This window comes from Pseudomonas sp. PDM26 (genome assembly GCF_019219185.1).
In the GTDB taxonomy this organism is placed as follows: domain Bacteria; phylum Pseudomonadota; class Gammaproteobacteria; order Pseudomonadales; family Pseudomonadaceae; genus Aquipseudomonas.
The window spans coordinates 178,885-202,745 of sequence record NZ_JAHUWC010000009.1 but is presented as its reverse complement, the minus strand read 5'-3'; the positions used below and the strand labels follow the sequence as shown (position 1 = coordinate 202,745).

General features: G+C 54.9%; 30 protein-coding genes, 3 tRNA genes and 2 pseudogenes. 19 read left to right on the top strand and 16 right to left on the bottom strand.

What is annotated here, in order from left to right:
• Positions 1 to 156: 156 nt before the first annotated feature.
• The gene (locus KW849_RS31440; protein ID WP_256357285.1) at positions 157 to 285 is read right to left on the bottom strand and encodes a hypothetical protein; all 129 of its coding nucleotides are present in this window, start codon (positions 283 to 285) and stop codon (positions 157 to 159) included.
• Between the two features lie 214 nt (positions 286 to 499).
• Between KW849_RS31440 and KW849_RS18925 the strand changes: the two genes are divergently transcribed.
• The 7 genes from KW849_RS18925 to KW849_RS18895 all read left to right on the top strand — a co-directional run bounded on the left by KW849_RS18925 (position 500) and on the right by KW849_RS18895 (position 4,673).
• Positions 500 to 973 carry an N-acetyltransferase gene (locus tag KW849_RS18925; RefSeq protein WP_218430866.1) on the top strand — a complete coding sequence of 158 codons (474 nt, stop codon included), beginning with the start codon at positions 500 to 502 and terminating at the stop codon, positions 971 to 973.
• A gap of 97 nt (positions 974 to 1,070) precedes the next feature.
• Positions 1,071 to 1,712, top strand: a complete 642-nt coding sequence (gene uvrY, locus KW849_RS18920; protein ID WP_008015884.1) for a UvrY/SirA/GacA family response regulator transcription factor — start codon at positions 1,071 to 1,073, stop codon at positions 1,710 to 1,712.
• 2 nt (positions 1,713 to 1,714) lie between these two features.
• The gene (uvrC, locus tag KW849_RS18915; RefSeq protein ID WP_218430784.1) at positions 1,715 to 3,538 is read left to right on the top strand and encodes an excinuclease ABC subunit UvrC; all 1,824 of its coding nucleotides are present in this window, start codon (positions 1,715 to 1,717) and stop codon (positions 3,536 to 3,538) included.
• 32 nt (positions 3,539 to 3,570) lie between these two features.
• Positions 3,571 to 4,131 (top strand): CDP-diacylglycerol--glycerol-3-phosphate 3-phosphatidyltransferase, encoded by a 561-nt coding sequence (gene pgsA / locus KW849_RS18910; RefSeq protein ID WP_115947862.1) that lies wholly within the window; start codon positions 3,571 to 3,573, stop codon positions 4,129 to 4,131.
• Positions 4,132 to 4,194: 63 nt separating this feature from the next.
• Positions 4,195 to 4,270, top strand: a tRNA-Gly gene (locus tag KW849_RS18905).
• A 47-nt stretch (positions 4,271 to 4,317) separates the two neighbouring features.
• Positions 4,318 to 4,391, top strand: a tRNA-Cys gene (locus KW849_RS18900).
• Between the two features lie 195 nt (positions 4,392 to 4,586).
• Positions 4,587 to 4,673, top strand: a tRNA-Leu gene (locus tag KW849_RS18895).
• An 80-nt stretch (positions 4,674 to 4,753) separates the two neighbouring features.
• Here the strand turns inward: KW849_RS18895 and xerC are convergent.
• From xerC to KW849_RS18880, 3 genes and pseudogenes are all read right to left on the bottom strand, one after another.
• Positions 4,754 to 5,785, bottom strand: a complete 1,032-nt coding sequence (xerC, locus tag KW849_RS18890; RefSeq protein ID WP_218430783.1) for a tyrosine recombinase XerC — start codon at positions 5,783 to 5,785, stop codon at positions 4,754 to 4,756.
• Position 5,786: 1 nt separating this feature from the next.
• Entirely contained in the window at positions 5,787 to 5,993 is a 207-nt protein-coding gene (locus KW849_RS18885) for a DUF4224 domain-containing protein (RefSeq protein ID WP_218430782.1), read from the bottom strand.
• 47 nt (positions 5,994 to 6,040) lie between these two features.
• Positions 6,041 to 6,250: pseudogene (locus KW849_RS18880) on the bottom strand (hypothetical protein); the annotation flags it as partial.
• 27 nt (positions 6,251 to 6,277) lie between these two features.
• On the opposite strand from KW849_RS18880, the gene KW849_RS18875 reads away from it, so the two are divergent.
• Positions 6,278 to 6,931 (top strand): hypothetical protein, encoded by a 654-nt coding sequence (locus KW849_RS18875; protein WP_218430781.1) that lies wholly within the window; start codon positions 6,278 to 6,280, stop codon positions 6,929 to 6,931.
• Positions 6,932 to 6,980: 49 nt separating this feature from the next.
• On the opposite strand, the gene KW849_RS18870 is transcribed toward KW849_RS18875, so the two are convergent.
• From KW849_RS18870 to KW849_RS18835, 9 genes are all read right to left on the bottom strand, one after another.
• Positions 6,981 to 7,247, bottom strand: a complete 267-nt coding sequence (locus KW849_RS18870) for a hypothetical protein (RefSeq protein WP_256357284.1) — start codon at positions 7,245 to 7,247, stop codon at positions 6,981 to 6,983.
• A 135-nt stretch (positions 7,248 to 7,382) separates the two neighbouring features.
• Positions 7,383 to 7,844, bottom strand: a complete 462-nt coding sequence (locus tag KW849_RS18865; protein ID WP_218430780.1) for a hypothetical protein — start codon at positions 7,842 to 7,844, stop codon at positions 7,383 to 7,385.
• Entirely contained in the window at positions 7,841 to 7,966 is a 126-nt protein-coding gene (locus tag KW849_RS31435) for a hypothetical protein (RefSeq protein ID WP_256357283.1), read from the bottom strand. The genes KW849_RS18865 and KW849_RS31435 overlap by 4 nt, the downstream gene beginning before the upstream one ends.
• 2 nt (positions 7,967 to 7,968) lie before the next feature.
• Positions 7,969 to 8,247: a hypothetical protein gene (locus KW849_RS18860; RefSeq protein ID WP_218430779.1), complete on the bottom strand. Its 279-nt coding sequence runs from the start codon at positions 8,245 to 8,247 to the stop codon at positions 7,969 to 7,971.
• 276 nt (positions 8,248 to 8,523) lie between these two features.
• Positions 8,524 to 8,703: a carbon storage regulator CsrA gene (gene csrA, locus KW849_RS18855; protein WP_218430778.1), complete on the bottom strand. Its 180-nt coding sequence runs from the start codon at positions 8,701 to 8,703 to the stop codon at positions 8,524 to 8,526.
• A 65-nt stretch (positions 8,704 to 8,768) separates the two neighbouring features.
• Positions 8,769 to 8,972, bottom strand: a complete 204-nt coding sequence (locus KW849_RS18850) for a hypothetical protein (RefSeq protein WP_218430872.1) — start codon at positions 8,970 to 8,972, stop codon at positions 8,769 to 8,771.
• Positions 8,969 to 9,568 carry a tellurite resistance TerB family protein gene (locus tag KW849_RS18845; protein ID WP_371319157.1) on the bottom strand — a complete coding sequence of 200 codons (600 nt, stop codon included), beginning with the start codon at positions 9,566 to 9,568 and terminating at the stop codon, positions 8,969 to 8,971. Before KW849_RS18845 ends, KW849_RS18850 begins: the two co-directional genes overlap by 4 nt.
• A gap of 233 nt (positions 9,569 to 9,801) precedes the next feature.
• The gene (locus KW849_RS18840; RefSeq protein ID WP_218430777.1) at positions 9,802 to 10,047 is read right to left on the bottom strand and encodes a DUF1654 domain-containing protein; all 246 of its coding nucleotides are present in this window, start codon (positions 10,045 to 10,047) and stop codon (positions 9,802 to 9,804) included.
• Positions 10,048 to 10,208: 161 nt separating this feature from the next.
• A complete protein-coding gene (locus KW849_RS18835; RefSeq protein ID WP_371319161.1) occupies positions 10,209 to 10,922 on the bottom strand; it encodes a LexA family protein in 714 nt (237 codons plus the stop codon).
• Positions 10,923 to 10,949: 27 nt separating this feature from the next.
• Here KW849_RS18835 and KW849_RS31430 point away from each other — a divergent pair, with 27 nt between their 5' ends.
• The 9 genes and pseudogenes from KW849_RS31430 to KW849_RS18795 all read left to right on the top strand — a co-directional run.
• A complete protein-coding gene (locus KW849_RS31430; RefSeq protein ID WP_371319156.1) occupies positions 10,950 to 11,165 on the top strand; it encodes a YdaS family helix-turn-helix protein in 216 nt (71 codons plus the stop codon).
• Positions 11,166 to 11,228: 63 nt separating this feature from the next.
• Entirely contained in the window at positions 11,229 to 11,726 is a 498-nt protein-coding gene (locus tag KW849_RS18830; protein WP_218430775.1) for a YmfL family putative regulatory protein, read from the top strand.
• A 1-nt stretch (position 11,727) separates the two neighbouring features.
• Positions 11,728 to 12,582 carry a hypothetical protein gene (locus tag KW849_RS31425; protein ID WP_256357281.1) on the top strand — a complete coding sequence of 285 codons (855 nt, stop codon included), beginning with the start codon at positions 11,728 to 11,730 and terminating at the stop codon, positions 12,580 to 12,582.
• Positions 12,563 to 13,345 carry an ATP-binding protein gene (locus KW849_RS18820; protein WP_218430774.1) on the top strand — a complete coding sequence of 261 codons (783 nt, stop codon included), beginning with the start codon at positions 12,563 to 12,565 and terminating at the stop codon, positions 13,343 to 13,345. Before KW849_RS31425 ends, KW849_RS18820 begins: the two co-directional genes overlap by 20 nt.
• On the top strand, positions 13,345 to 13,845 hold the full coding sequence (locus KW849_RS18815; RefSeq protein WP_218430773.1) for a hypothetical protein: 501 nt from the start codon (positions 13,345 to 13,347) through the stop codon (positions 13,843 to 13,845). Before KW849_RS18820 ends, KW849_RS18815 begins: the two co-directional genes overlap by 1 nt.
• 30 nt (positions 13,846 to 13,875) lie before the next feature.
• The gene (locus KW849_RS18810; protein WP_218430772.1) at positions 13,876 to 14,085 is read left to right on the top strand and encodes a hypothetical protein; all 210 of its coding nucleotides are present in this window, start codon (positions 13,876 to 13,878) and stop codon (positions 14,083 to 14,085) included.
• Entirely contained in the window at positions 14,082 to 15,413 is a 1,332-nt protein-coding gene (locus KW849_RS18805; protein WP_218430771.1) for a site-specific integrase, read from the top strand. The genes KW849_RS18810 and KW849_RS18805 overlap by 4 nt, the downstream gene beginning before the upstream one ends.
• The gene (locus KW849_RS18800) at positions 15,382 to 15,702 is read left to right on the top strand and encodes a hypothetical protein (protein WP_218430770.1); all 321 of its coding nucleotides are present in this window, start codon (positions 15,382 to 15,384) and stop codon (positions 15,700 to 15,702) included. Before KW849_RS18805 ends, KW849_RS18800 begins: the two co-directional genes overlap by 32 nt.
• Positions 15,703 to 15,714: 12 nt before the next feature.
• A pseudogene (locus tag KW849_RS18795) lies at positions 15,715 to 16,089 on the top strand (antiterminator Q family protein); the annotation flags it as partial.
• 462 nt (positions 16,090 to 16,551) lie between these two features.
• Here the strand turns inward: KW849_RS18795 and KW849_RS18790 are convergent.
• From KW849_RS18790 to KW849_RS18780, 3 genes are all read right to left on the bottom strand, one after another.
• A complete protein-coding gene (locus KW849_RS18790; RefSeq protein WP_218430769.1) occupies positions 16,552 to 17,271 on the bottom strand; it encodes a DUF1353 domain-containing protein in 720 nt (239 codons plus the stop codon).
• A 307-nt stretch (positions 17,272 to 17,578) separates the two neighbouring features.
• Entirely contained in the window at positions 17,579 to 18,613 is a 1,035-nt protein-coding gene (locus KW849_RS18785) for a hypothetical protein (RefSeq protein WP_218430768.1), read from the bottom strand.
• The gene (locus tag KW849_RS18780; RefSeq protein WP_218430767.1) at positions 18,610 to 21,840 is read right to left on the bottom strand and encodes a hypothetical protein; all 3,231 of its coding nucleotides are present in this window, start codon (positions 21,838 to 21,840) and stop codon (positions 18,610 to 18,612) included. Before KW849_RS18780 ends, KW849_RS18785 begins: the two co-directional genes overlap by 4 nt.
• A gap of 611 nt (positions 21,841 to 22,451) precedes the next feature.
• On the opposite strand from KW849_RS18780, the gene KW849_RS18775 reads away from it, so the two are divergent.
• Positions 22,452 to 22,898: a phage holin, lambda family gene (locus tag KW849_RS18775; protein ID WP_371319155.1), complete on the top strand. Its 447-nt coding sequence runs from the start codon at positions 22,452 to 22,454 to the stop codon at positions 22,896 to 22,898.
• Positions 22,899 to 23,026: 128 nt separating this feature from the next.
• Positions 23,027 to 23,473, top strand: a complete 447-nt coding sequence (locus KW849_RS18770; RefSeq protein ID WP_218430766.1) for a DUF1737 domain-containing protein — start codon at positions 23,027 to 23,029, stop codon at positions 23,471 to 23,473.
• Positions 23,474 to 23,861: the final 388 nt, after the last annotated feature.

Here is a 23,861-nt window from a genome sequence, read left to right as displayed (position 1 = left end):
GTAATAAGTGGCGTAGTTCATGTGCTGAATCCTCTAAATGTCTGGTGTGTCGCTAAAAGTGTTGGAGCTGAAAAAACAAAACCCCCGGTCGGGAAGCCGACCGGGGGTTGAGAATTCTCTGGTGGCGACCCGTTTAAAATGGGCGCCGTGTGGGTATCAGGCGCGCCAGTGGCTAAACCAATACCCAAAATAAAAGCTGACCGGAGCACAATCGTCGTTCACCCGGGCAGCCGCAACCGAGCGCGGGGCGCTGGCGGTACGAAGCTGCAAGAGGGTGTTGAACATGGTCTGTCTCCGATGGATGGACCGAGCTTACTAGAGGCCGGTACGCAGATTCAATCAGAAAATGCTATCGGCTAACGACGGTGCGTTCTATCGCTTGAGTGCCACGAAGGTTGTGACACACTCTGCGTCTCAACAAAAAAATGCATCGTCACAAGGACGCACCATGACAGTACTGTCCCTCGCAGTGGGGCTGGAATGATGGAATGATGGAATGATGGAATGCCAATGGCGTCCGGCAACACTGGATGACCTCGAATTCGCCCGCGAACTGACCTGTAGATGCATGCTGCGCTACTATATTCAGCATGATCTTTTGTGGCAGGACGAGGCGTTTGACGTGGCCTGGGCCGGGCGCGACAACCGGTTGATCGTATGCGGCGAAAATGTTCTGGGTTATGTCAGTCTGAGCCGTGATGCCGGAGCGTTGTACATCCGCGAATTGCATATTATCGAAGCGTTTCGTGGGCAGGGCACTGGAACCTGGGCGATCGATCAGGTGCTGGCTCTGGCGTGCAAGGAGCGGCGTCCGGCGTTGCGCCTGACGGTTTTCGAAAACAACCCGGCGCAAGCGTTGTACAGGCGCAAGGGATTAAGGGTGGTGGGCAAGGACGAATGTTTCTTGAGGATGCAGCTGGATATCTCCGGTCGGGATTGCTGCAACACGCTTGCAACAAGCCTTTCAAGATGAATTGAAACTTTTAATCTGACGCTTTCCGCTAGGTCTGCCAGATGCTTTTTGCTAAGGTGTCTGGCATTCCAATAAGACCATATTGCGAGGTGTCTGCTTGATTAGGGTGCTAGTAGTCGATGACCATGATCTCGTTCGTACAGGCATTACACGAATGCTGGCTGACATCGATGGCCTGCAAGTAGTCGGCCAGGCCGAGTCGGGAGAGGAATCCCTGCTCAAGGCGCGTGAGCTGAAACCCGATGTGGTGCTGATGGACGTCAAGATGCCGGGTATCGGCGGTCTTGAAGCCACTCGCAAATTATTGCGCAGTCATCCGGATATCAAAGTCGTCGCGGTGACCGTGTGTGAAGAGGACCCGTTTCCTACGCGGCTGTTGCAAGCAGGGGCGGCAGGGTACCTGACCAAAGGGGCAGGTTTGCCGGAAATGGTCCAGGCCATCCGCCTGGTATTCGCCGGACAACGCTACATCAGCCCGCAAATTGCCCAGCAGCTGGCGATCAAGTCCTTCCAGCCCACCAACGATTCGCCTTTCGATGCCTTGTCGGAGCGGGAAATCCAGATCGCGCTGATGATCGTCGGCTGCCAGAAAGTACAGATCATTTCCGATAAGTTGTGCCTGTCCCCGAAAACCGTGAACACCTACCGTTACCGCATTTTCGAAAAGCTTTCGATCAGCAGTGATGTCGAGTTGACGCTGTTGGCGGTTCGTCACGGTATGGTCGACGCCAGCCTCTGAAAATGAACGACACCTTTGATCCGAGCGCCTTTCTGTCGACCGTTAGCGGGCGCCCCGGCGTATACCGCATGTTCGACAGCGAAGCGCGGTTGCTCTACGTCGGCAAGGCGAAAAACCTCAAGAATCGCCTGTCGAGTTACTTTCGCAAGACCGGGCTCGCCCCCAAGACCGCCGCACTGGTAGCGCGTATCGCCCAGATCGAAACGACGATCACGGCCAACGAAACCGAAGCCTTGCTGCTTGAGCAGACGCTGATCAAGGAATGGCGTCCGCCCTACAACATCCTGCTGCGCGACGATAAATCCTACCCCTACGTCTTTCTCTCCGACGGAGAGTTTCCGCGACTGAGCATTCATCGCGGCGCGAAAAAGGCCAAGGGTAAATATTTCGGTCCTTACCCGAGTGCTGGCGCGATTCGCGAAAGCCTGAGCCTCCTGCAAAAGACCTTTTTCGTTCGGCAATGCGAAGACAGTTTTTACAAGAACCGCACCCGTCCTTGCCTGCAATACCAGATCAAGCGCTGCAAGGCACCCTGCGTCGGGCTGGTGGAGCCCCAGGTGTATGCCGAAGATGTGCGCCACTCGGTGATGTTTCTTGAGGGGCGCAGCAATGCTCTGACAGACGAGCTGTCCGCCGGGATGGAAGAGGCGGCGATCAATCTCGAGTTCGAACGGGCAGCCGAGTTGCGGGACCAGATTGCGTTACTGCGCCGGGTTCAGGATCAGCAGAGCATGGAAGGCGGGACCGGGGACGTCGATGTGATTGCCGCCTTCGTCAACCCGGGCGGTGCCTGTGTTCACTTGATCAGTGTGCGGGGCGGGCGGGTACTGGGAAGCAAGAACTTCTTCCCTCAGGTGGGTATCGAAGAAGACGTTAGCGAAGTCATGGCTGCATTTCTCGGCCAGTACTTTATCAGCAGTCCTGAGCGCGACTTGCCAAGTGAACTGATCGTCAATGTGGTCCACGACGACTTTCCAACACTGATCGCCGCCATTGACGAGTTGCGCGGTCGCGAACTGACCATCAGCCATCGCGTGCGGGGTACGCGGGCGCGCTGGCAGCAATTGGCGGTGACCAATGCCGAGCAGGCACTGAGTGCGCGGCTGGCGAATCGTCAGCACATTACGGCGCGCTTCGATGCACTGGCCGAGGTGCTGAAGCTGGATGAGCCTCCTCAACGACTTGAGTGCTACGACATCAGTCATTCCAGTGGCGAGGCGACGGTGGCGTCCTGCGTGGTGTTCGGCCCCGAAGGCCCGATCAAATCCGATTACCGCCGGTATAACATCGAGGGCGTTACGGCCGGCGATGACTACGCGGCGATGCACCAGGCGTTGACCCGACGCTTCAGCAAGCTGAAGGACGGGGAGGGCAAACTGCCGGATATCCTGTTGGTCGATGGCGGTAAAGGTCAGTTGTCCATGGCCCGCGACGTGCTCGATGAATTGGCTGTGCCTGATTTGATTCTGCTGGGCGTGGCAAAAGGCGCGACGCGCAAGGCCGGTTTTGAAACCCTGTACCTGAACGACGCAGCACATGAGTTCACGTTGCGCGGCGATTCTCCCGCGTTGCACCTGATCCAGCAGATTCGCGACGAAGCCCACCGATTTGCCATCACCGGGCACCGCGCCCGACGTGGAAAAACCCGTCGGACGTCTACACTGGAGGGCGTCGCCGGCGTCGGCCCTACACGTCGGCGGGATTTGTTGAAACATTTTGGTGGATTGCAGGAGCTGTCTCGTGCAAGCATCGAAGAAATTGCCAAAGCCCCCGGGATCAGTAAAAAGCTCGCAGAGTTGATTTATGCAAATCTGCACAGCGAGTAGAATGCCCCCTCACCTCGTAGCCAGTTGTGCCGATGAATATCCCTAATCTGATTACCGTTCTACGCGTTCTACTCATACCGATCTTCATTTTGCTGTTCTACCTGCCTTACCAGTGGAGCTACCTGGCATCCGCCTCGGTCTTCGCATTCGCTGCCGCCACCGACTGGCTGGACGGGTACTTGGCCCGCCGTCTGGAGCAAAGCACACCATTCGGGGCTTTCCTCGATCCGGTTGCCGACAAGCTGATGGTTGCGGTTGCACTGGTACTGTTGGTGCAGGAACACGGAAACCTGTGGCTCACGCTGCCTGCTGCCGTGATCATCGGTCGAGAGATTGTCGTCTCGGCGCTGCGCGAATGGATGGCCGAACTGGGTGCTCGTGCCCACGTCGCCGTATCGAACCTGGGCAAATGGAAAACCGCCGCGCAAATGCTGGCGCTGGTGATCTTGCTGGCCAATTCCAAGGAATTCAGTTTCTGGGTCTTGCTGGGTTATACGCTGCTGATGGTGTCGGCTGGCCTGACTTTGTGGTCGATGGTCCAGTACTTGCGGGCTGCCTGGCCACATCTGAAGACCGACGTTGAAAAGAAATAAAACTTTTTTGAATCAAAGGGTTGACGGGGCTTCTGGAATCTATAGAATGCGCCACACCAAGACGCGGGAATAGCTCAGTTGGTAGAGCACGACCTTGCCAAGGTCGGGGTCGCGAGTTCGAGTCTCGTTTCCCGCTCCAAGTTTGTACGCATTTGATGTTGTGCTACTAGACACCAAATGTTTTGAGGCCGAGTAGCAAAATGGTTATGCAGCGGATTGCAAATCCGCCTACGCCGGTTCGATTCCGACCTCGGCCTCCACTAATAAACGAGCTCCGTAGATCTATGATTTACGGAGCTTTTTTATTTGCAGTAGCCTGCAAGATTTAGTCTTGAAAAGGGTATTTGCGAACTTGCTTCACCGGGGCGGGATGTATATATTTCCACCTCTGCTGCACAAGCGTCAGAACTGCCAGATCGTTATTTGACAGAACCTGGACGCTTCACCGCGCTACCGCCCGAATGGCGAAACTGGTAGACGCATGGGACTTAAAATCCCCCGCTCGTAAGGGCGTGCCGGTTCGATTCCGGCTTCGGGCACCATATAAATCAAGGGTTTGCGAGCGAAAGCTGAGCAAACCCTTGTTCGTTTCTGGTCCGCAATTATTGATCTGGTCCGCAATTCACTTAGTTGGCGAGACTTTTTTGCCCTTTCGGTTGCGGATGTACTGCTCTGTCATTACGACGGTCGTATGCCCAAGTTGATCCCTGGCCTGCAAAATGTCGCCGCTTGATTCTGCCTTGTCCGTGCCTGCTTTGGCGCGCAAATCACGCATCTGAAACTCGGACTTAGCAACCCCGGCTGCCTCCCTGGCCAAGTCAAACCTTCCCCGCAACATTGCCACCGACATTGGTGTGCCATTCTCAGTAACGATCAGCCGCGTTGAGCGGACCTTATGTTCTGTCTTTCGGGACATGATTCGATCAATCAAATTCTTTAGCTCCCCAGTGATTTCGATTCGGCGCTTGGCGTTTGTCTTGCCCTGCAGCACCCATATCTGACCCTCTCGTACATCGCGCTCATCCATCAATCGAGTGTCGGTCACTCGTTGGCCAGTCAAATAGGCAAGATCCATCGCATCCTGTAGGCCGACGTCCGCTTTCTCGTGCACGCGCTTAAACAGTGCGTCCTCGATGTAGATGTCCCGCCCCGTCTCCTTGTTTCCCTTGATCCCTGCGCAAGGGTTGGCGAGCGCGGTATATCCGATATCCCGGGCGAAGTTCCAGATTGCACTGAGCAGGGCCTTCTCCCTATTGGCGCGCACCGGCGCGGCCTTACGCCAGGTCAAGTATTGGCGGACGTGCAGGGGCTGGATTGTTTCGAGCGGGGCCGGCGGGTCGTCGAAGAATGACATCAGGTTTTTCAACTCCCTGACGTTGTCCTTTTGCGTTGCAGGTTTCTTTGATGGCACCACGTCGACCAAATACTTCTCGGCCACGTAGCGGAAGGTGATCACCTTGGCCACCAGTTCGGTGGCGGTGCGATCCCGTTCGAGTTTCGCGTACTCCATGATCGCCAGACCGTAATCGCTGCCCAGCGGAATTTCTTTGCGGTCTTTCCCGCCAGTGTCGTAGTAATAGAAAACCCGCCCGCTGGCTTTCTTGCGTTCTCGCAGTCGAGCTATGGAGCCGGGTTTACTTGGTCGTCGTCCCATTTCAGCTTGCCTTGCGTGATTTCCATACGGTTTTTTCAGGCTCGAATATGCCGACGGCGGTAACTGCAAAGACAGTTACGCTTGGCCAGCCAGTTTTCTTGATATTGTGCCTAACACCGTTTTTCTTCAGGTTGTCGATCTGGCCTGCCTTGGTCCGCGCACCGGTGAGCTCGATAATCTCTTGGGACGATAAAAATTGAATGCTCATGAGTTGCTCTATGCCGCGTGTGGCGGCAGAAGGTGGGTAAGGGGTTAGTGCACGGCGCCGGGGTGCCTGACGGTGTGCATGCTGATCGCCTGAGGACTGTGGTTCTGCGCGACATTCACCGCGCGGCCCAAGCCCATCTCCAGGCAGGCACCGCCACTACCGCAGAAGAAGTCGACAACGATCTCATCATCCTGAGTGCTGAAGCCGGGTCCGTATTGAGTTTTGAAATCGGTTACTCTTAAATGGTCGCGATTCATAATGTCAATTTTCTCTTCGGACTAAACATGGAAAACTTTGAAGTTTCTTTAAAGGAAGCAAATCGGTTGATCGATAGTGCTTTGAAGGTTGGGGTTTTATTGCTGGTTATTGGATTTGTTATCAGTGTTGGGTTGTATCTGAAAACATTTGATGGCGGGTTATCAAGTAATGCAAATGACTGGTCAGCGTTGGGGTCTTTTTTTGGTGGGGTGTTTGGTCCGATTATTTCAGCTGTTACTCTTATAGCCTTACTGAAGACGCTTAGACTTCAGCATCAGACATTGATGTCGCAGAAAAAAGATTCTGAACGAGTAATAGCACTGCAGAACCAGGCATATCAAGCCCAAGCTGATCAACTTGAAATTGCCAACGCAGAACTAAGGAGTGCCAAGGTCGCCGATTTCAAAAATTCAGTTATACGGGTTTTTGAGCAAAGAATTGCGTATTATCAACATTCTCAATCTGACTCTCTAAATAGGATTAACACTATTAGATCATTGGGGGAGACGCGGCATGCACTCGATTCTATTGCGTCGATAGGAGAAAAATCGGCTCTCTATAAGAAGGAGTTAGAAAAGCTTTTGAGGGTTTCGCTCATTTTCGCCGTCAAGGATTTTGATTCGATTGAAGAGGCGAAAAATTATGTTGCTTCATTGGGAATTCAAACCCCAGCGGTATGAAACTGGCCTGCTGTTGATAGAGTTTTCGCCCTAGATCCGGGTTGTAGTGTTACTCATTTATTTGGTGGATGGTTTCACGTTTAGCAAACTCGTCAAGCTGTCGCGACCACTTTTCGGTAACAACAATTTCAGGTCGCGACATGCTGGCGAAGCGCACCGACCCTTGCGGTGGCACGGCAGCGAGGTTGATCAAGGACGTCAATACCGTCTCCTGCCATTCCTCGAAATCGTGGCGCTCGCTCAGCACCTGCAGCGAATCAGCAAGCGCCTTCGACACAATCAACGTGCGTTTCTCGGCGCCCATCCGGTCCAGCAAAGTTTTCTCCTTGGCGCGCTTGTCTCGTTGAATTTGGACATTGTCTTTGGTTATGGCCTGCCTCTTCAATTCCGTGGGCCGGTAGATCCAGCCATGTCTGTCGTCGGCGCTGGCGCGCCTGGTTGCAGATTCGTCTCATGCTACCCTCTGCTGATTCCAGACACCCACAGCATCGAACACCCGGGCAGCCTGTTCTTCGGTCAGCGTTATCTCGGCGGGTATGGCGATCCAGCCCGAAGCGACCCGATGATTCGGATTGCTCTCGGCGACCAAGTCTTTGTAGGTTTCCTCGATCACGTCTTCGAGGTGCGCGGCCAGATAGTTGCCTTGGGGAGCAACCTCTACTGATTTGGTGTAGCGGTGCCCGCGCTGATCGCGACATTGGACGCTGACATAGATCGTCCAGCGGTGGGCGAAGTCGCAGACTGCTTCGGCCATGCGGTGCCCTGGCGGTATGTTCTTGCAGTTCTTCCAGTTGATCATGCCCTGGCGACCGCAGGGATCGATGTGGACCACCGCGACGTGATTGGTGTTGAGTAGCGCCCGGCACGATCGCTCTCTCCGGGTACGCATGTTGTTGGGCTTTCGCTTTTTCATAGCGGCACCGTAATCTGGCGATTGGCCTTGGCTTCATACTGCATGGCAAGGTCGTGAGCAGCCTTGTAGGCCTCGCGAAAGGCGCTGGTCTTGCCGCTGGTTCGGTCGACGACCTGGAACATGCCTACACCTTTCCCGTTGACTTGGAAGCGCACAGGTTTGGGTGGATCTTGCCGATCAGTGCACCCGAACAGCCCGGCTTGCGCAGCGTTAGTTTTTTGCAGTAGCACACCGAGTTCATCGAAGCGCTCTTGGAATGATGGATGCATTGAAAATCCTCGATGTTGAGTTGCAGGTATTCGTCAGCTCTCGGGCCGACTACTGCTTGCCGCTGGGGAGAGTGCTGACGGATACCGGCAGGCGTAAAAAAGTCCGATGGGAGTCGGGCGTTTGTTTGCGTCACGAAGACCTCCCTACGTGATCGCAGGTGCCGCCATTGGGTGGGCTTCGACATCTGTCGGTTACATGGCTGCCAATCCTCTGTGCGGTGGGGGGAATGCAGGGGGCCGGTGCTGGACCGGTGTGTGCTCGTCCGCATCGGTGAAACGCTCTGACTTGCCACTGTTACGGCCGGTGATAGCGATAGTCGCTAGAGCGCTTCCCGATGCGGCCTGGTGCTGGGGGGGACCAAGTGCTCGGGCAGTTAGCGACAGGCTGTCGTGTTGCGCTGGTTGATTTGTTACTGCGGTTTCGACAAGCCCGCCTGAATGCGCTGCGTGATTTCTTCTCGATGCACTGCGATATCCTTGGGCGCGCTAGTCCCGATGCGTACCTGTTGGCCGCTCACACCCAGCACGGTGATCGTGATGTCATTACCTATGTTGATGCTTTCGCCTGCTTTACGAGTCAAAATCAGCATTGTCCGTTTCCTTGCGTGAGTGGGTTTCCCAATGCCGCCTTGCAAGAAGCGGCATCAGTGAAACGTCACTCCACTACGCGGATTTCATTGCGTGGAAACCATGCGCCGTCAACCAGAACCATGCAGCCAACAAAGGCGGCGTAGCGCGTCTCTCGGTCAGTCTGGAAGCCGTAGTAGGAGCAAGTGGCCCGAGAGGCTACGTTGCTCAGCAACATGCAGCCGACGATCAGTGCCAGCAGGATCAGCAGAACCTTTGTCGCGTACTTCACGCCTCGATACCGTAGTCAGCCAGGCGCAGACCGAAGTGCATGCCTATTTCCTTCAGCACCACCAGCTCTGCTGGCTCGATCTGACCATCAGCCTGGGCAACGGCAAGAATGTTGACGAAGGCTTCCTCCGCGTCGGCCGGAACGTTTTTGATGTCGGCCAGTTCCCGCTTGATCGCCAATCGACCTACTTGAAAGTTGGCGTTCAACTGGCCTGTAAAACGATTGATGGTTTCGGTGATCTCGCTGCCGAAGTGCGTCAAATTCGGGTTGGAGCGAATCAACTCATCCAGCTTGGAAACCTCGCTGGCTTCAATCTCACCATCAGCCGCAGCGACCAATAGGCCGCCACCGACAATGGCCTGCATCAAGTCGCGGTTAACGACCTTCTTCATTTCGGCCTGGGCGTTGCCGACTTGTTTGCCGAAGAGTTTTTTCATTCCGAACATGGTGTTTCCTCTGGTGGGATTACATCCCGATGCACCCTGTCGCCAAGGTGCAGCAGTGATGCTGTCCGTCCTATTGCCGCCGGAGGAGCGAGGCACATTCCTTGCCAGGTCATTCCACGGTTCTGGCGTTTCACCATCGAGCAGCCGCACAGGTTGTTCCTGTCGTTGGCAGACTTTCAGGCCTGTCTGCTCGCCGGTCGCCGGTAGAGGCAATGCGGACTGTTGTTTGTTGCGCTGACTGTTAAAGAGCGGCGCGGCTTTCGCTGCTGAGTCGATTATGTGTCGATATGGATAAAATATAGGTGTACACATAATTTGTGTCAATGGGTAAACCCATAAAATTTATAGTCGGCGATAAAAAGCCCGCAAATCGCGGGCTTCGCTTATAGGTCGACGTATGCCTGCCAGCCAATTCTCACGCTGTCGTCTTCTAACCGCTCGACAGTTATCCCACCTGTCTCCTCAAACTCTAGGATGACGCGCTCCCATGCATCGGGTGACTCGTCATCACGCCTGGCGATCGTAATTGTCTGAACCTTCTGCACGTTTGGATCGGACACCATGCGTTGAATGCGTCGGCCGACTTGTTCATAGGTGTTCAACGTGAGGGAGTTGCTGCCATTGCTCATCTGTCTTCCTTTGTTTTTTTCTGTGTGGATAGACAGTATTTTGTTGAAGGGAAAGCAACAATCCGGAAAGAGCACGCTTGTATTCTTTTGAGTCGAAGCAAAAAAAAGCCCGCTTAGTGCGGGCTTGTTTATCACATGATTGGCGGTGCATGAGTGTCGCTCTAAAGCTTTCCGGTCATACGTACTGCTACGCCAATGATGCGGCAATTTTCATCACACTCGACCATTTTATAAGCTGGGTTCAGCGGCTTCAGATAACGTACACCGCCATCCTCCACCAGCTTCTTAAAAGTCGCCTCGTTGCTCGCGGGCAGTTTGGCAATAACCAATTTGCCGGGTTTCACATCTGCCTCGGTGTCTACCAGGATCATCATCCCTTCAGGGACGCTTACGCCTGCAGGTGCGGTCATCGAATCACCTTTAACCTCAAGCCAAAACGCGGGTCCTTTGGAGTCGTAGTCAGATATTTCATACCTGTCAGAAAAACCATCCGGGTAAGGCTGAACAGCTTCCTCCCAGGAACCCGCTGATACCCAGCTGATCACTGGATATCGATAAAGCATCTGAGGCTGGACAACATCCTTTACGTTGGACTGTTCGGTGGTTTCTGAAACCATAGGGCCAGACCCACTCTCAATCCATATGGCCGAAACTCCGCACGCTTTCGCAATGGAGGCGTTATAGGAGGAGCGCTGTGATCTGCCTCTCTCAAGGTCAGAAATGGACGCTTGATCGATGCCAACAAGCTTCGCTAGTTGGGCCTGAGTAAATCCGGCGTGTCGTCGAGCGGCCTTGATTCGTTCTTTATATTCCATCTTCCGATTATTACTGGCGAACCCATATCGTTGCAAAGTGGTATGCCTATGATCTACGATATGGGTATTCACATAATCTGGGGCGATATGAACATCATCTTTAAAGACCTTGTTGCTTTCTTCGGGACGCAAGAGGCCACCGCAGAGAAGCTCAAGGTGGATCAAAGCACCGTTTCCGGTTGGGTTCGTGAAAAGCACGGGATGTCTCCGGTGGTTGCCAAACGGGCTGAAGCCTTGACCAACGGTGTATTCAAGAAAGAAACCCTTTGTCCTTCATTTCCTTGGGCCGAGCTGAGTACCTAACAGACATCACAGCGACTAACTGAAGCCATTTTTAGCGCAACGGCGCCGAGAGAAAACTAGACGATGAAATCGCCAGTGCTAGACACCCGTCGCAAAGCAGTTATTGCGTCTGCCAATGCATTCCCTGGCGGACTTGCACACGCCTCTGACTTTCTTGGTGAAGAGAATCTCAAGCGCTTCAAGAACCGGATTTACGAGTCGGCAGGGGTCAAGCCTCTAACCGACGACGAGGTCTGCACGCTTGAGACTGAAGCGAGAACCACATTCTTGCCGGACTACATCTGTGCGATGTACGGCGGCGTATTTGTTCGCTTGCCTGAGGTTGGTGAGCTGGACAACGTAGACATGCACCAGCGCTCTTTACGTACTTCAGTGAAGCGCGGCCGCGTTGACCAGTTTCTTGCCCTGGCGCTGGAGGACGGAGAAATCACTGCCGCGGAAGCCGCAGAGATTCTGGCCTTGCACGCGAAACACTTGGCTGCCCGGCACGAGGAGGTGACCGCACTGATTGAGTTGCACAAGTCGAAACGCCCAGCCCGAACGCCAAGCGGGAAGGGCTGACATGCAGTTCACGATCGCGATCAACCAAGTGAAAGCGCTGGAGTGGGGGTTGAACTCCCAACAGGCGCTGCTGTTTTCCTTTGTCTACGAATGTCCTAGCTGGGCCAAACCAATCAAGACCGATAACGGGATTTTCTTTGTCTTGACCAAGGCAAAGATCATTGAGGAATTACCCCTGCTTACCGACAAGCCAGATACCGCGTATCGACTTCTCAAAGGGCTCGAAAGGGCAGGTCTGGTGGAATTATCCAGCACTGCAAACGTCTCGTTATTCCGTTTGACCGAAAAGGCCAAAGAGTGGAATCGCAAGTTAGATGGGTCGGAAAAATATCCGACCTCTGAGGAGTTTGAGGGTCGGAAAAAAATCCGATCTACCTCGGAAGAAACTCCGAGCAAGGTCGGAAAAAAATCCGAACAGGGTCGGAAAAATATCCGAGGAGGGTCGGAAAAATCTCCGACAAATCAGGGTACCAGTAATCAGGGTACCAATCAGGTAACCAGTAATCAGGAGAAGCAGGGCGCTAACGCGCCAGGCAAATCGCCAAAGTTCGACCCGCTGACCGCCAAGCCGGAAAACGTCGGCGTCGAGGTTTGGGCCGACTGGTGCCAGCACCGCAAGGAAATCCACAAACCCCTCACCGCCAAGAGCTGTGAACAACAGGCCAAGGCCTTGGCGAACCATCCAGCCCCCGATTCGGTGCTGGCCCTTTCGATCAGCAACGGATGGACGGGGATCTTCCCCGACAAAGCAGTCATCCCCGCACATCCACTCCCGACCAGTCGCCATTCCGGCTTTGAAACTCGCGATTACAAGGCTGGTACCAAGGAGAACGCCAATGGCACCTTCCGTCTCTAACTTCGGCGCTTACATGGACCGCAAATTCGGCGTCATCGGCCGTCAGCCAGCGAGCTGCCTGGATCATGGTGAATACGAGGCGGTCATCCTCAAGGGCGGCAACCTGTCTGGCTGTCCCATCTGCGCGAGCAACAAACGCGACATGCAAGAGCTTGCGCGCAAGCGCTCTCAGTTTCGGATAGTTCAGCAATCAAGCGCCCGGATACCGAAGCGTTTCGCGGAAAAGACATTTGCCGATTTCGTCGTGTCGAATCCGGCCCAGCAGATTGCTTTGGATGCATGTACCGACTACGTCGACAATTTTTCGAAGCATCGCCGGGAAGGTCGCTGCATGCTGCTGCTGGGGAAGGTCGGCACCGGCAAGACCCACCTGGCCATTGCCTCGGCCAATCATCTGATCAACGAATGCATGGTCAAGGCGATCTACCGCACGGTGGGCACGCTCATCGGCGAGATCCGGGCGACGTTCAATGAGCGCTCAGGCGAGTCCGAGGCGCACATCTTGCGTGAGGTGATCGGCGCGGACCTGTTGGTGCTCGATGAAGTCGGCGCTACCAAGCAGAGCGAGTTCGAGCTGGCCACCCTGTTCAGCATCATCAACGGTCGCTACGAACAATGCCGTCCGACGATCATCGTCAGCAACCTGTCTCCCGCCGAATTGAACGACGCCATTGGTGCGCGCTGTGTCGACCGCATCCGCGAAAACGGCTGCATTGGCGTGGCATTCGAGTGGGAATCTCAACGCGGTAAGGAGAGCTTCTGATGAACGCCGCCAAGCAACAAAACATGCTCGCCGGGCAAACGTCGCTCGCCCGCAAAGTGTTCCAGGTTGTACCAATTCAGGAGCGCTGGAGCGCCCACGATATTTTTAATTCGTTGGTCGCTGCCGAAGCCACGGGCGCCCAGTTCCCGGCCGTCCGTCGCGGCCTGGGCGAGTTGAAGGAGGCGGGTCTTATTCGCGAACCCGTTAACGGTCACTACCAGCGTACCGCCATCACCATTAAGCCCCCGAGAGAGCAGAGCATGTCGCACGAAACCACCTCGGCCATCGTTGCCATCAAGAACCCCAAGATCAGTGCTTTGGATACATTGGCGGTGCTGTCCGGTGAGGTGATCAGCTTTTCCGAGGAAGTTGCCCAACGCATGAAAAAACTGGCGACCCGCATCGAGGAGGTGGCTCTTTCCGTTGAAACGGAGCGCGAAGCCAACGCCGAGGCGCTCGATAAGTTCAAGCAATTGCAATCTCTGCTGAAGGGCTTCTAAGTGCACAAGTGTTTTGGGATCAATCTTCTGTTGTCTGATCGCCGCCTGGCTGTTCCGGACCCCGCTAACTATCGGTTTGCCGTGTTCTGCTGCTCGTACAAGATTGACCTGGGCAGTCCCCCTGATCACGCATTGGCGCTGTTCGTGGATCAGGCAATGGCCGAGCGCTACGGCGCTTGGATGTGGCCGACCACGTTCCAGGTTGTTGACCTTGAAAATCCTACCGGTGCCCGAACATGACGGCCTTGGTAAAAACCCTGACGGTCAAACTGTCGGATACTGAGATCGAACGCAACGCCAAGAAGCTGCATATCCGTGATCTGCGTGATGCCAGTCACCCGGCGTTGCACTTTCGTTTCGCGAAAAACCGCGCTCGCGGGTCCTGGTATTTGCTCAACAAACGCGCCTGGCATCGCATTGGTGGTTTTCCGGATCTAAGCACCAAGCAAGTGGTTGCGGCGCTGCCGACTGTCCGTCTGCGGGTTGCTGCCGAAGAAGGTTCGACCGTTTCCAAGTGGGTCATGACCGGTGAGCTGATTGAGTGGTACGCCGAGCGCATGGCGCGTGATCGCAACCTGTCCGGGAAGCGTAAGAAAACCGGTGCCTCCATGATCAAATGCCATCTGATGCCGCGTCTCGGCGATCTACCGTTGACCGGTATCGACAAGGCAGCCCTCGATAGTCAGCTCATGTGGCCTTTGCAGGAAAGCATTTCCATCGACTACGTACGTTCGGTGTTCCAGTTGCTGGCCCTGTCCTTTCGGCAGGCGTTCAAGCTGGGCCTGATTTCGTCCAACCTAATGGCGGGCATCAAGTTCAATGACTTCTCCAAGGCAAAGGTCGGGATCAAGCCGTCTCGGTTGCGCGGCACCCAGCTGCAAGACCTGATGGCGCGCTTGCTCGGTGCGATGGCGAACAACCCAGGGGATGGTCTGTTGGCGCTGCTGATGCTCTGCCACGGCACGCGGATCGGAGAAACCCGGCAGGCACGCTGGTCGCACATCAGCCTGGCCGAGCGTGAGTGGTTCATTCCGGCCGAGCACACCAAGACCGGCGTCGAGCATCGCCTGCCGTTGACTGAGCAGGTGCGCAAGGTGCTCATCAGCTATCGCGAGATTCAGCGGGCCAAAGGGTATGACGGCCAGTTCCTGTTCCCGTCTCGTAACGGCAAGACACTCAGTGAAGGGCAGGCGAGTGCCGTATTCGTGCGGCTGGGGCAGGGCGAGTGGACCAGTCACGACTTGCGCAAGTTGGCACGTACCGGCTGGGCCGACCTAGGCATTGATCACCTGATTGGTGAGCTGCTGATCAACCACGCGATGGGCCACAACGTGAAGGTGTACATCCAGTCGGACGTGATGGGGCGCAAGCGTGATGCCCTGGAGCAGTGGCACACGCATCTAGATACGAAGGGTTTTGACCAGATTCATACGTTGACCGGCGTTAGATCCGGAGATTCCGGTAATGCGCTGGAAGCCCCGGGACACAAGGGCTGCAAGGCCATTCAAGAATCAACCATAGGCGAGGATTCAAAACATGAAAAAAGCCCACGTTCCTGGCTTTCGTAAGGCGCAGGTCGAACTAGAGCATTGCTCTACCTGCAAGGGTAAAGCCGTGGTGCAGGGTGTTTCCTATGAGCTGGTTTGCATCGATTGCAACGGCTCAGGTTGGGTAATGGCGGGTAGCAGGATGGTGCTTGCTTCGGATGAGTTAGTTACCCAGTTGAGCTTCAAATTGCAGCAGGCTCAGCGCGAAATTGAGGTGTTGAAGCGTGGGCCATCGATAACAGGCCCGGCCGCCTACTACCAACAGAACAACCGTCGCGGTGCCGGCGGATCGAATTACACCGGGGATTGAGGGGTACTACACATGATGATTCGAAAACCAGCGCTGCACCCATTAGGCTATACGGAATACCTTCTAGAACAATGGGGATGGTGGCGTATGGATGGAAGGGGAATCCCCAGCTATGCCTCGCCCATGTTGGCACTGATGCGCGATGCAATGCCATCGCCTGCAAAGTCGTACTGCATCACCGACGAGCTTGCCTGTATCGTGGACGCCGCGTTGGCTCGCCTGTGTAAACGTGATCAGCAGATGGGGGATATTGTCTGGCTGTACTTCGGGGCGAAATGGTCGGCAGTTCGGGTCGGTCGGTATCACCACGTGAGCGAGGGGAAAGCTCGGGAGCTAATGAAGGCCGGAGTAGCTTGGATTGATTGTGTTCTCGAGAGTATCAAGGATGGGGGTTCGACAAGATATACGGGCAAGCATTCTGATAGCCCACTCTTAGGGACTGTCGAAATCACAGCTGGTAATTGCTCCGACTTGCCCCCCAATTGCATACCACCTGACCAGGCATTGCATCTGTATTGACTATCTTTTGCGGGGGCTTGAGCGGCCACGTCCTAGTGACGAACGGCCGCATTCAACCCAGGCTGTGTGAAAACGCATGCACTGTATTGAAGTCTGCGTTGCTACGTAAAATCTACCGATTATTGGTTGGTCAGCAAACCGAAAATTTACGTAAAAACGCGATTCTTGCTCCGATTCTGACCGTCAACCTTGCTCTAAAACGTATTCACACAGCCTGAACCCAAAGCAATGGGACGTTCGTTTTGCACTTGGCAAAATTGCTAGGCGTTTTTTTAAATGCTCAATTTAGCGTCAACAGCAAGTGGAGGACCTTAGCCTCTGCATTACTTCTCAATACCTTGAAAAAAAATTAGGATCGTCGCTGCCTGTTGGCACATAGGTATCTCCGTGATTTTGATAAAAATCATCAGGCTTAATCAACTTTGCGTAACTTTCAATTTCCGCTAAGCTCAAATCCTGATCCTTTTCTGCCATCTGCTTGAATTTTGCGATCTCTTCCTGCGCCACAGGCCAATCAAATTGGTCCGTATCCATCTTCTCGCCAGAAATATCTATGCTCTTGATGCAGTTCTCGCCGCACTTCTCTCCAGGGACCAGCTTCACCCAATGAGGTCCGAACGCATATACGGCAAAATACATTGTCTTTGCCTTCACACCGACTATTCCGAGCTCGTTCAGGGCATCGTAGAACATCCGATGGGTCTGTCGCCAAGTGCGTACGTGGTTTTCCTCGTAGCAGTAGTGGTCGTGAATTATTGCTGCCTTTAGGAATGATTCGTCGTAGGCATCGCCGATTACCGACTGCGCCCACTTTGGTATAGAAGCGCCGTCTGTAGTGCCGGACTGGCCATTTCCATCTGTCCAAACGTCAGTTTGCCAAACCAAGCCATCAGTCGATTTGAACGTTAACATAGAGTCGAGACGACATACTCTTGAATTAGTGTTCTGGCACCCCTTTGGAACAAGTCTCAGCTCTCCGCTGAACCCGCCTGCACTTACTTGTGCGCACACGCTTAAAAAAAACATCAGCAACACAATATTTTTGTACATATATCTTCCCCGCTAGTTTTATTTTAGTTTGGTACACAAGAGATACGATGGCAGCCGACGTTGAGTTTCATAGATATGGCAGCTGCCATTGGATCATTCTAAGCCCGGTTGAAGCACAGATCGGCCATAGGATCTGAACGCACCGCTCTAGAGTTCGATGCAAGCTGCATTTCAAGTGTCCATAAGGTCCAAGCAGAAGCTCAAAGCGCTGCTCGCGACGGCTCATTGCATATGGCTTGCGAACGGGTCAGCGAAGTGCAGATCGATTTAATCCCTCTGATGTTAAGCGGGTGGTCGCTTGGAAGGACTAGTCAATCACGAATCCAGGTTCGAAGATTGCATAACCACGGTTTTCATCATCGAACTTAATGCCGAAATTGCTGCTGTAGTAGGCGGAATGCTTCCGCGTCACCGGTTCTATGTGTAGCAGTTGAAGCGGATCGGTCTTCGACCGCTTAACCGCGTAAGTGGCGGGGAGAGCGCCGACCGCGCGGACTTTTGCTACGGACGATACCTTGTACTGATACGACCCTTTGACCATGGCCGCCACAGCGGATCTGAGCTTTGTCGCGTCGAACTTGCACCGGTACTTGCGTCGTAGTTCGGTGACATCCACATTCAGGTAGCCATTTAGCCTGACAATAATGTCGATCAGTTCGCTAGTAAGGCCGGTCAATTCGATCATCCCACCTGCGAAATTGTTGGGTTGCTTTCGCCGAACAGTTGACAAGAGCTGGTGCATTGCCGGCTTGGAGTTGCAGCCCCAGATCCATACAAGACCTTGAGGGGAAAACGCGTTGCGAAAGAGCGCAAGCTCATTTGCTTGCATGACATCGAAGTCCTTGCCAGAGCGCCCGTCCTTATCGTTGGGGTCGCGGATGCTCAGAGTGCCCATTATCGGGTCATCAGGCAGGTTGTCGTCGCTGTTCACCAGGATTGGCCCTTCAAGATAGGCATGCGACAAGATGCTGACTTCGACTAGCGTACCCGGCTCCGTTTCGCCGATCTTTCGGACCGCGGCGTAAAGGTCGGTGATCGACATTATTCGCGGTTGGTTCGGATTGAACGCGCCGTTCCGATCGTACGACTTCGCTGTTACAGGCTCATGCGTCTTTGGGGTCCCGATCTTAGTGGTCGACGTGCCGCTCTGCCAGGCGACGCTGATGGAAGATGTAGTCCCCGCGCTCACATCCATTATCTGAACGTGGATGTCCTTGCCTTTCTTTGTCCTGTTGATCGCTTGGCGCGCGCGCTCCTTTGCGTAAAGCGAAAAATCGAGTTTGTGCTCGTCATAGTTATGCCCGACGAGCATGATGTAGTTATCTCGAGGCATCACTTTCACAATGCTCCCGGCCACTTACCGGCTTTGTGCAACGCTACGAAGTAGGTAAGGGCTCGCAAGGTGCATGGTCCAAGAATGCCGTCGACCTTCAACTGTCGCCCGAGAAGTGCCGCCACGCCTAATTCATTGAATCGCATCTGCAGCGAGCGAATAACGCCTTTGGCGGACTTGATAACGGCGTCCTGATCGTCCTTAGAGTTCAACTCGTAGCCCAGCAACCGGACGGCGTCTGCCTTGCTCTTTCCATCCTTCCACTGATTGAGATTGTAGGGAATGCCTCCACAGGTCTCCTTTGACGGTATGAACACTTCCGGCATAGGCAGGGAGGCGGGCCATTCGGGAAGTTTCCCTTCTGCGTCGAGGATTACCAGTGAAGTCGGAATCCGGAACTGCCAGGGATGTCCCTCGGGCGTGCCTGAATCCGGGGCGTCAAGCGACTCCTTGATCTCGTCGATGACGCTGACAAAATCGGCATCGCCCAGTACCGGAGGCTCCGTACCGCCCCAGATCTGCCCGGTCTCCAGAAAATAGAGGATGTCGCTTTCATGGGCGGGCCGCACAGGCACAATGACACGCGCATATCCCGCGTTGAGGAAGCGGGAGAAAAGTATGTCTCCACCGTTTGCGTTGATCTGTCGGCCCCATTCGCTTTGTCGCGACCAGTAGTAGGGATAGAACATGTATGTGATTTGGTCCCACTCGAAGCTCTGCTGAAAGAACGCCGCGTAGGCCCCCTGTGGCGTCGCACTGGCCAGGTCGATTTCAGGCCAACCGCTTGTCGGGTTGTTCTTGATGGCACCGAGAGCGCTGAAGTGCTGCTCACTGAGCATCTCGATGCATGCCCGCTGCAGCTCGCGGCGTTCGATGTCCCTGTTAACCGCATCGGAGCCGACGGGGACCGTTGTCTCCTTTTTGCTTCGTGAGGCAAGATATTCCTCGTATTCCGACTGCCTCACTTGGAAAGTCGCGGAGATCGCCTTGTATGTGTCGAGCTGCCATTTTTCGAACGCTGCGTCGCTAGGCACGCACACGACTTGCGCGGAGGCGCTATATGAAGATAGGTTCGTGGAAACCAGCAAAGGAATGTGGCCCACCACTCCTGTGGAGAAGTACTGCACGTACCAGTTGGCGTCCTTGGAGTTCCAGAGATTGGTTCCAAGTAGGATTCTCGTCACTGCCCCCTGGGGACCGAACCCGGCGTAGGACACGCCGCCCGCGATTCCGACGAATCCATCTTCGATTTCGACGTTTGTAGCGGCGGTATCCTTGTCGGTCCGGCCGATGAACTTCAATGAGCGTGCCAGAGGCGGAGGTGAGGACACTTCAGCGCCATACTTGGCGGCTATCGCCGCATAGTTATGCCGCTGAAGATGATGGGCGGAAATCTGTAGAGGTTCGGGGGGAGGGACCGCCGCAGGATCGGGTACGCCACGCCCTTGAGCGTGCACATAGAGCGTCGCAGGCTCGGGCACCATGAACTCCAGCATAAGCCGCTTTCCGTAGACGTGGACCTGGGCCCAGTAGACCTTGTCCACCCATCGATAGACACCGATAACGTTCTGCTTCTGCGCGGAAAGGGAGTAGCGATTGGTCTCCTCGATGTCCAAGGTCGTCTTGCGGGTGCGCTCCTCCCGCACCCGCTGCTGAACCTTGGACACCGACCGGTCGATTACTTCGCGTGCAAATGACCGCGAGAGTTTCTGGCTTTGCTCTGATGTCGATACGTCGGAGAATTTCGTATTGGCCGAAATGGACACCGCGCCATACGATGCGGTCATTGTTACGCCGGTTTCGTTCTGCCGCTTCTCCATCAATGCCGCAGTGCTTTCCTCCTTCATTTCAAATCGGTCCGTGCTCTGAAGGTCTCGCTCGGACGATGTTGATCGCTCCTGCTCGATCGTAAACGTCTCCTCAGTTCGTTGCTTGACGGAGTGGACCCGCTCCTTTTGCTGCCCTTGCAGAACGTTCTCCACGTGGGCCACCTCGCCCGCCTCATAGCGAAGCAGGTTCTGCTTCACAACCTTGAGGTCCCCCACGCCCAACGGCCGGACGCTGGCACCCAAAGGCTTTTTCTTCTGCTCCGGCTGGTCAAAAATCGGCGCAGGGATCAAAAGAGGAAGGTCGCGAAGCAGCTCCTCGGGCAGATCGCCGCTGACGGCCATTTTCCTAGTGAGCAGCGGATGCTGGCTACAGAATGTCGCTATTGCCGCCTGACTGCCTCCCCGAAACAGCCGGCCACCCTTCGAACTCAAGTCGGCTCCGAGGCGACCGAGCACAGAGACTATGTCAATATTTTCGATGTTGGTGCCTTTGTCCGCCCCACCGTATTCCGTCAGCAGCATTTCTATCGTCGTCTGGCTCAGTCCCGTCTTGGGTAGACTGACCACGAGGTCGGCTGCTGATTGTCCGGCAGCTACATCACCTGCCGCCGGAGCGATCGCTTCGGCTGTTGGGTCCGGCGCCGGGGACAGCTGCAAGATCGCCAAACGCCCCATGAGCGTCGTGCGGAGCTCGCTCGCCGCCAAGTCGAGCTTGACCACTTCCTTCACCAGTTCGTCCTGCATCTCGCGTGACGCAGAGCTGATTTCTTTGAGGGGCACTTTCTTCCATTTGTCTCTTACCGCTTTCGGGTCAAACAGGTCCCGTCCGATGTAAATCGACGAGACGATGAGTGGGCGGATATCGGGCTCGGGTTCGACGACAGCGGTGCCATCTACAGGTAGGACGCTGTAGATGGCAGCCGCAACCCGCAGCGAACGAGCCAGTAGGCTCAACTGGGAGGGAGCGACATCCGCGTCGCCCATGGTTTTCGCGATCACACTGGAAAGGAACGAGTCCCAGTCCCGCGATGCCGGCGTCGAGAGATAGTCATCAACCGACAGGCCTTTGGAGAGCTTCTTGAAGAGATCATGGATTTCCTGGCGCACCTCTTCCGGGGGGGAGCTGTCGTCCGTAAGTCTTAATTCGTACTCGGCCAGGTGGTCGACATATCCACCCGACGCAGTCCATCCAGCCGCACCGTCATCTGTGAGAACTGCCTTCTTCAGCGCATCAACATAGTTGTTGTCGTGCACTAGCTCGGACAGTTTCCCCTCGAGCAAGGTGAGGGGAAACCGCAGCTTATCTCGTGTCACGACATAGGCTGGCTGCGGGTCGCTGCCAACCGGCTTGGGGCTCCTGATGTCCAGAAAGCGGAAAGCATCGAGAGTCGTTGCTCCTGCGTCCATTGTTGCATCCTCCGTGAATCCATCGTTCGGATGCGCAAGCCACTCCTATGCACCGCCCTGAGACAGCCTGAAGAAGTTACAAAGGTGACGGGAGATCAATCCCCCTGCGCTCGAATGTACCTTAGTACATCCTGAAGAAAATTTTAGATACGCCGTCCCTGCTGTCGGAATTTTTGGATGAAGTAGATGTCTTCGCTGACCCCGAGAGGGCCGGCTTGAGCGAGATTCGGTTGATTGTGCGAATAATCATCCTCTAGCTCCGGTCTCGGCGAATCCAGATGAACGAAAAACTTCGTAGAGCAATGAGTCGCGCACAAACAACGGATTTGGCACGTCCGGTTTTCGTGGAAATGCGTTCGGGCCTTGGGAGAGCTCTCCTGCTATTGGCACTTCAAATGTCCGCTCCTAGCCATTATCAGCCGTTATGAGCGTCTCATGCACACCGGTGAAAATGACTGGTCAAGTGGCGTCGATTTCGCAAACAAAACAGGATTTTCCGAATACCTATAAAAACAGTTGTCCATATGGAATAGCTCTGCTTTTATAGCAACGTGTTCAGCTGTACAGCGCGACACCATAGAAGCGCCCGACCTTTGCGTCGGGCTTTTTATTTGCTGCTTCAAAGCCTCGCCATTGTGCGGGGCTTCTTTGTTTTTGGGATTCCCATCAGCGGAGAACGCCATCTTTTGAAACCTCAACTCCCTTGTCGGGAACGTGCCGAGATGTTGTCCATGCCGGATAAACCAGATACATGGGCCATTGTTTTTACGTGGCTGAGTCAACACTCGCAGACGATTTTTGCGGCATTTCTGTCGTTGTGCATGACCGTGCTGCGTGTGTTCTACACCGGCGGCACCTGGAAGGATGCGCTTATCGAAGGCCCCATGTGTGTCCTGCTCTCCTTGAGCATTATCTGGGGTTTCGAGCTGATGGGTTTGTCGCCGTCGCTGGCCCAGCCGGTTGGCATTTGGGTGGGTTTCCTCGGAGTGAAGAAGGTCGCGTATTGGGCTGATCGGATTGCTGAAAGCAAATTTCCCCAATCGGATTCGGCGCCGTGAAGCGTCGTCCTTGCGTGCTGCCTCTAGTGCTCCTGTTTTCCTATGCCTTCACGGGCCATATCCATCGTGGTGACCCTCCTGCAAGTCAGCCACTCAACGCTCAATCATTCAATTGTGAGGTTTAGATAATGGCCTACACCCAATATGACACTGTCGTCGCAAACACCCCCGAGGAGCTGGGTACCAAACTGGCACAGGCCATGGCCGATGGCTGGCAGCCTTACGGTAGTCCTGTCTCCATCACTGAAGGCTTTCAAGTGCTTCAGGCTGTGGTGAAGGGATCGAGCAACGCAGCCGGCACACCGGGCGACATTACGTCGGACAACATCACGGACGCCTCGGATGTCGGCAAGGCGGTGCTGGTGAGCGTCGATGCCGCCGCTGCTCGTGCTGCTACAGGTAGTGGGACTTCGGACTTTTCGGGTAGCTACAATGACCTGAGCGACAAGCCAGTCATTCCAGCTGAGGGTGATGCCGCGACGCTGGAGGCCGGTACCGACCTCATCGCGCATACCTGGTCAGCCAAGTTGATCCATGACGAGATTGCCCGTCAGATTGCAGCATTATCCGCATGAGCCACAAACAAGCGATCTCATCATGGGAAGTGGTGGTCTATGACGACTGCGTCCGTTTTAAACGCGTCGATCACGTGCGGACACAGGAGGCTTACCCACCTGTCCATACTGCAACGGCAGCGGTGTACGCCGCGGCAATCGTGAACGGTCTTCAACCGCCACGGGACATCCGCCCATGTGGATTGTCGATGTTTCAAAATCCATCGGGGACCCTGGCAACTTCCAAGGAACACGGGGCATAAGACTCGCGCAAACGCGTTAGCGGCACCCCTCCAAAGTTAGTTAACTGGTTAACTCCCTTGGTTAACTGGGCTGAAAGCCTTATGGGCTATGGCTTACAGGGCGGTTAACTAACGAATTAACCTGGTTAACTCAGCCAACTGTCGAG

Coding starts and splice junctions, on each gene's coding strand:
- KW849_RS18800 (WP_218430770.1), top strand. CDS start 15,382: ATGAAAAAAGCCCACGTTCCTGGCTTTCGTAAGGCGCAGGTCGAACTA.
- KW849_RS18925 (WP_218430866.1), top strand. CDS start 500: ATGGAATGCCAATGGCGTCCGGCAACACTGGATGACCTCGAATTCGCC.
- KW849_RS18770 (WP_218430766.1), top strand. CDS start 23,027: ATGGCCTACACCCAATATGACACTGTCGTCGCAAACACCCCCGAGGAG.
- KW849_RS31425 (WP_256357281.1), top strand. CDS start 11,728: ATGCAGTTCACGATCGCGATCAACCAAGTGAAAGCGCTGGAGTGGGGG.
- KW849_RS31430 (WP_371319156.1), top strand. CDS start 10,950: ATGAACATCATCTTTAAAGACCTTGTTGCTTTCTTCGGGACGCAAGAG.
- KW849_RS18790 (WP_218430769.1), bottom strand. CDS start 17,271: ATGTACAAAAATATTGTGTTGCTGATGTTTTTTTTAAGCGTGTGCGCA.
- KW849_RS18815 (WP_218430773.1), top strand. CDS start 13,345: ATGAACGCCGCCAAGCAACAAAACATGCTCGCCGGGCAAACGTCGCTC.
- KW849_RS18865 (WP_218430780.1), bottom strand. CDS start 7,844: ATGAAAAAGCGAAAGCCCAACAACATGCGTACCCGGAGAGAGCGATCG.
- uvrC (WP_218430784.1), top strand. CDS start 1,715: ATGAACGACACCTTTGATCCGAGCGCCTTTCTGTCGACCGTTAGCGGG.
- KW849_RS18840 (WP_218430777.1), bottom strand. CDS start 10,047: ATGAGCAATGGCAGCAACTCCCTCACGTTGAACACCTATGAACAAGTC.
- KW849_RS31440 (WP_256357285.1), bottom strand. CDS start 285: ATGTTCAACACCCTCTTGCAGCTTCGTACCGCCAGCGCCCCGCGCTCG.
- KW849_RS18820 (WP_218430774.1), top strand. CDS start 12,563: ATGGCACCTTCCGTCTCTAACTTCGGCGCTTACATGGACCGCAAATTC.
- KW849_RS18885 (WP_218430782.1), bottom strand. CDS start 5,993: ATGAGCATTCAATTTTTATCGTCCCAAGAGATTATCGAGCTCACCGGT.
- KW849_RS18780 (WP_218430767.1), bottom strand. CDS start 21,840: ATGGACGCAGGAGCAACGACTCTCGATGCTTTCCGCTTTCTGGACATC.
- KW849_RS18875 (WP_218430781.1), top strand. CDS start 6,278: ATGGAAAACTTTGAAGTTTCTTTAAAGGAAGCAAATCGGTTGATCGAT.
- csrA (WP_218430778.1), bottom strand. CDS start 8,703: ATGCTGATTTTGACTCGTAAAGCAGGCGAAAGCATCAACATAGGTAAT.
- pgsA (WP_115947862.1), top strand. CDS start 3,571: ATGAATATCCCTAATCTGATTACCGTTCTACGCGTTCTACTCATACCG.
- KW849_RS18805 (WP_218430771.1), top strand. CDS start 14,082: ATGACGGCCTTGGTAAAAACCCTGACGGTCAAACTGTCGGATACTGAG.
- KW849_RS31435 (WP_256357283.1), bottom strand. CDS start 7,966: ATGTTCCAGGTCGTCGACCGAACCAGCGGCAAGACCAGCGCCTTTCGC.
- xerC (WP_218430783.1), bottom strand. CDS start 5,785: ATGGGACGACGACCAAGTAAACCCGGCTCCATAGCTCGACTGCGAGAA.
- KW849_RS18830 (WP_218430775.1), top strand. CDS start 11,229: ATGAAATCGCCAGTGCTAGACACCCGTCGCAAAGCAGTTATTGCGTCT.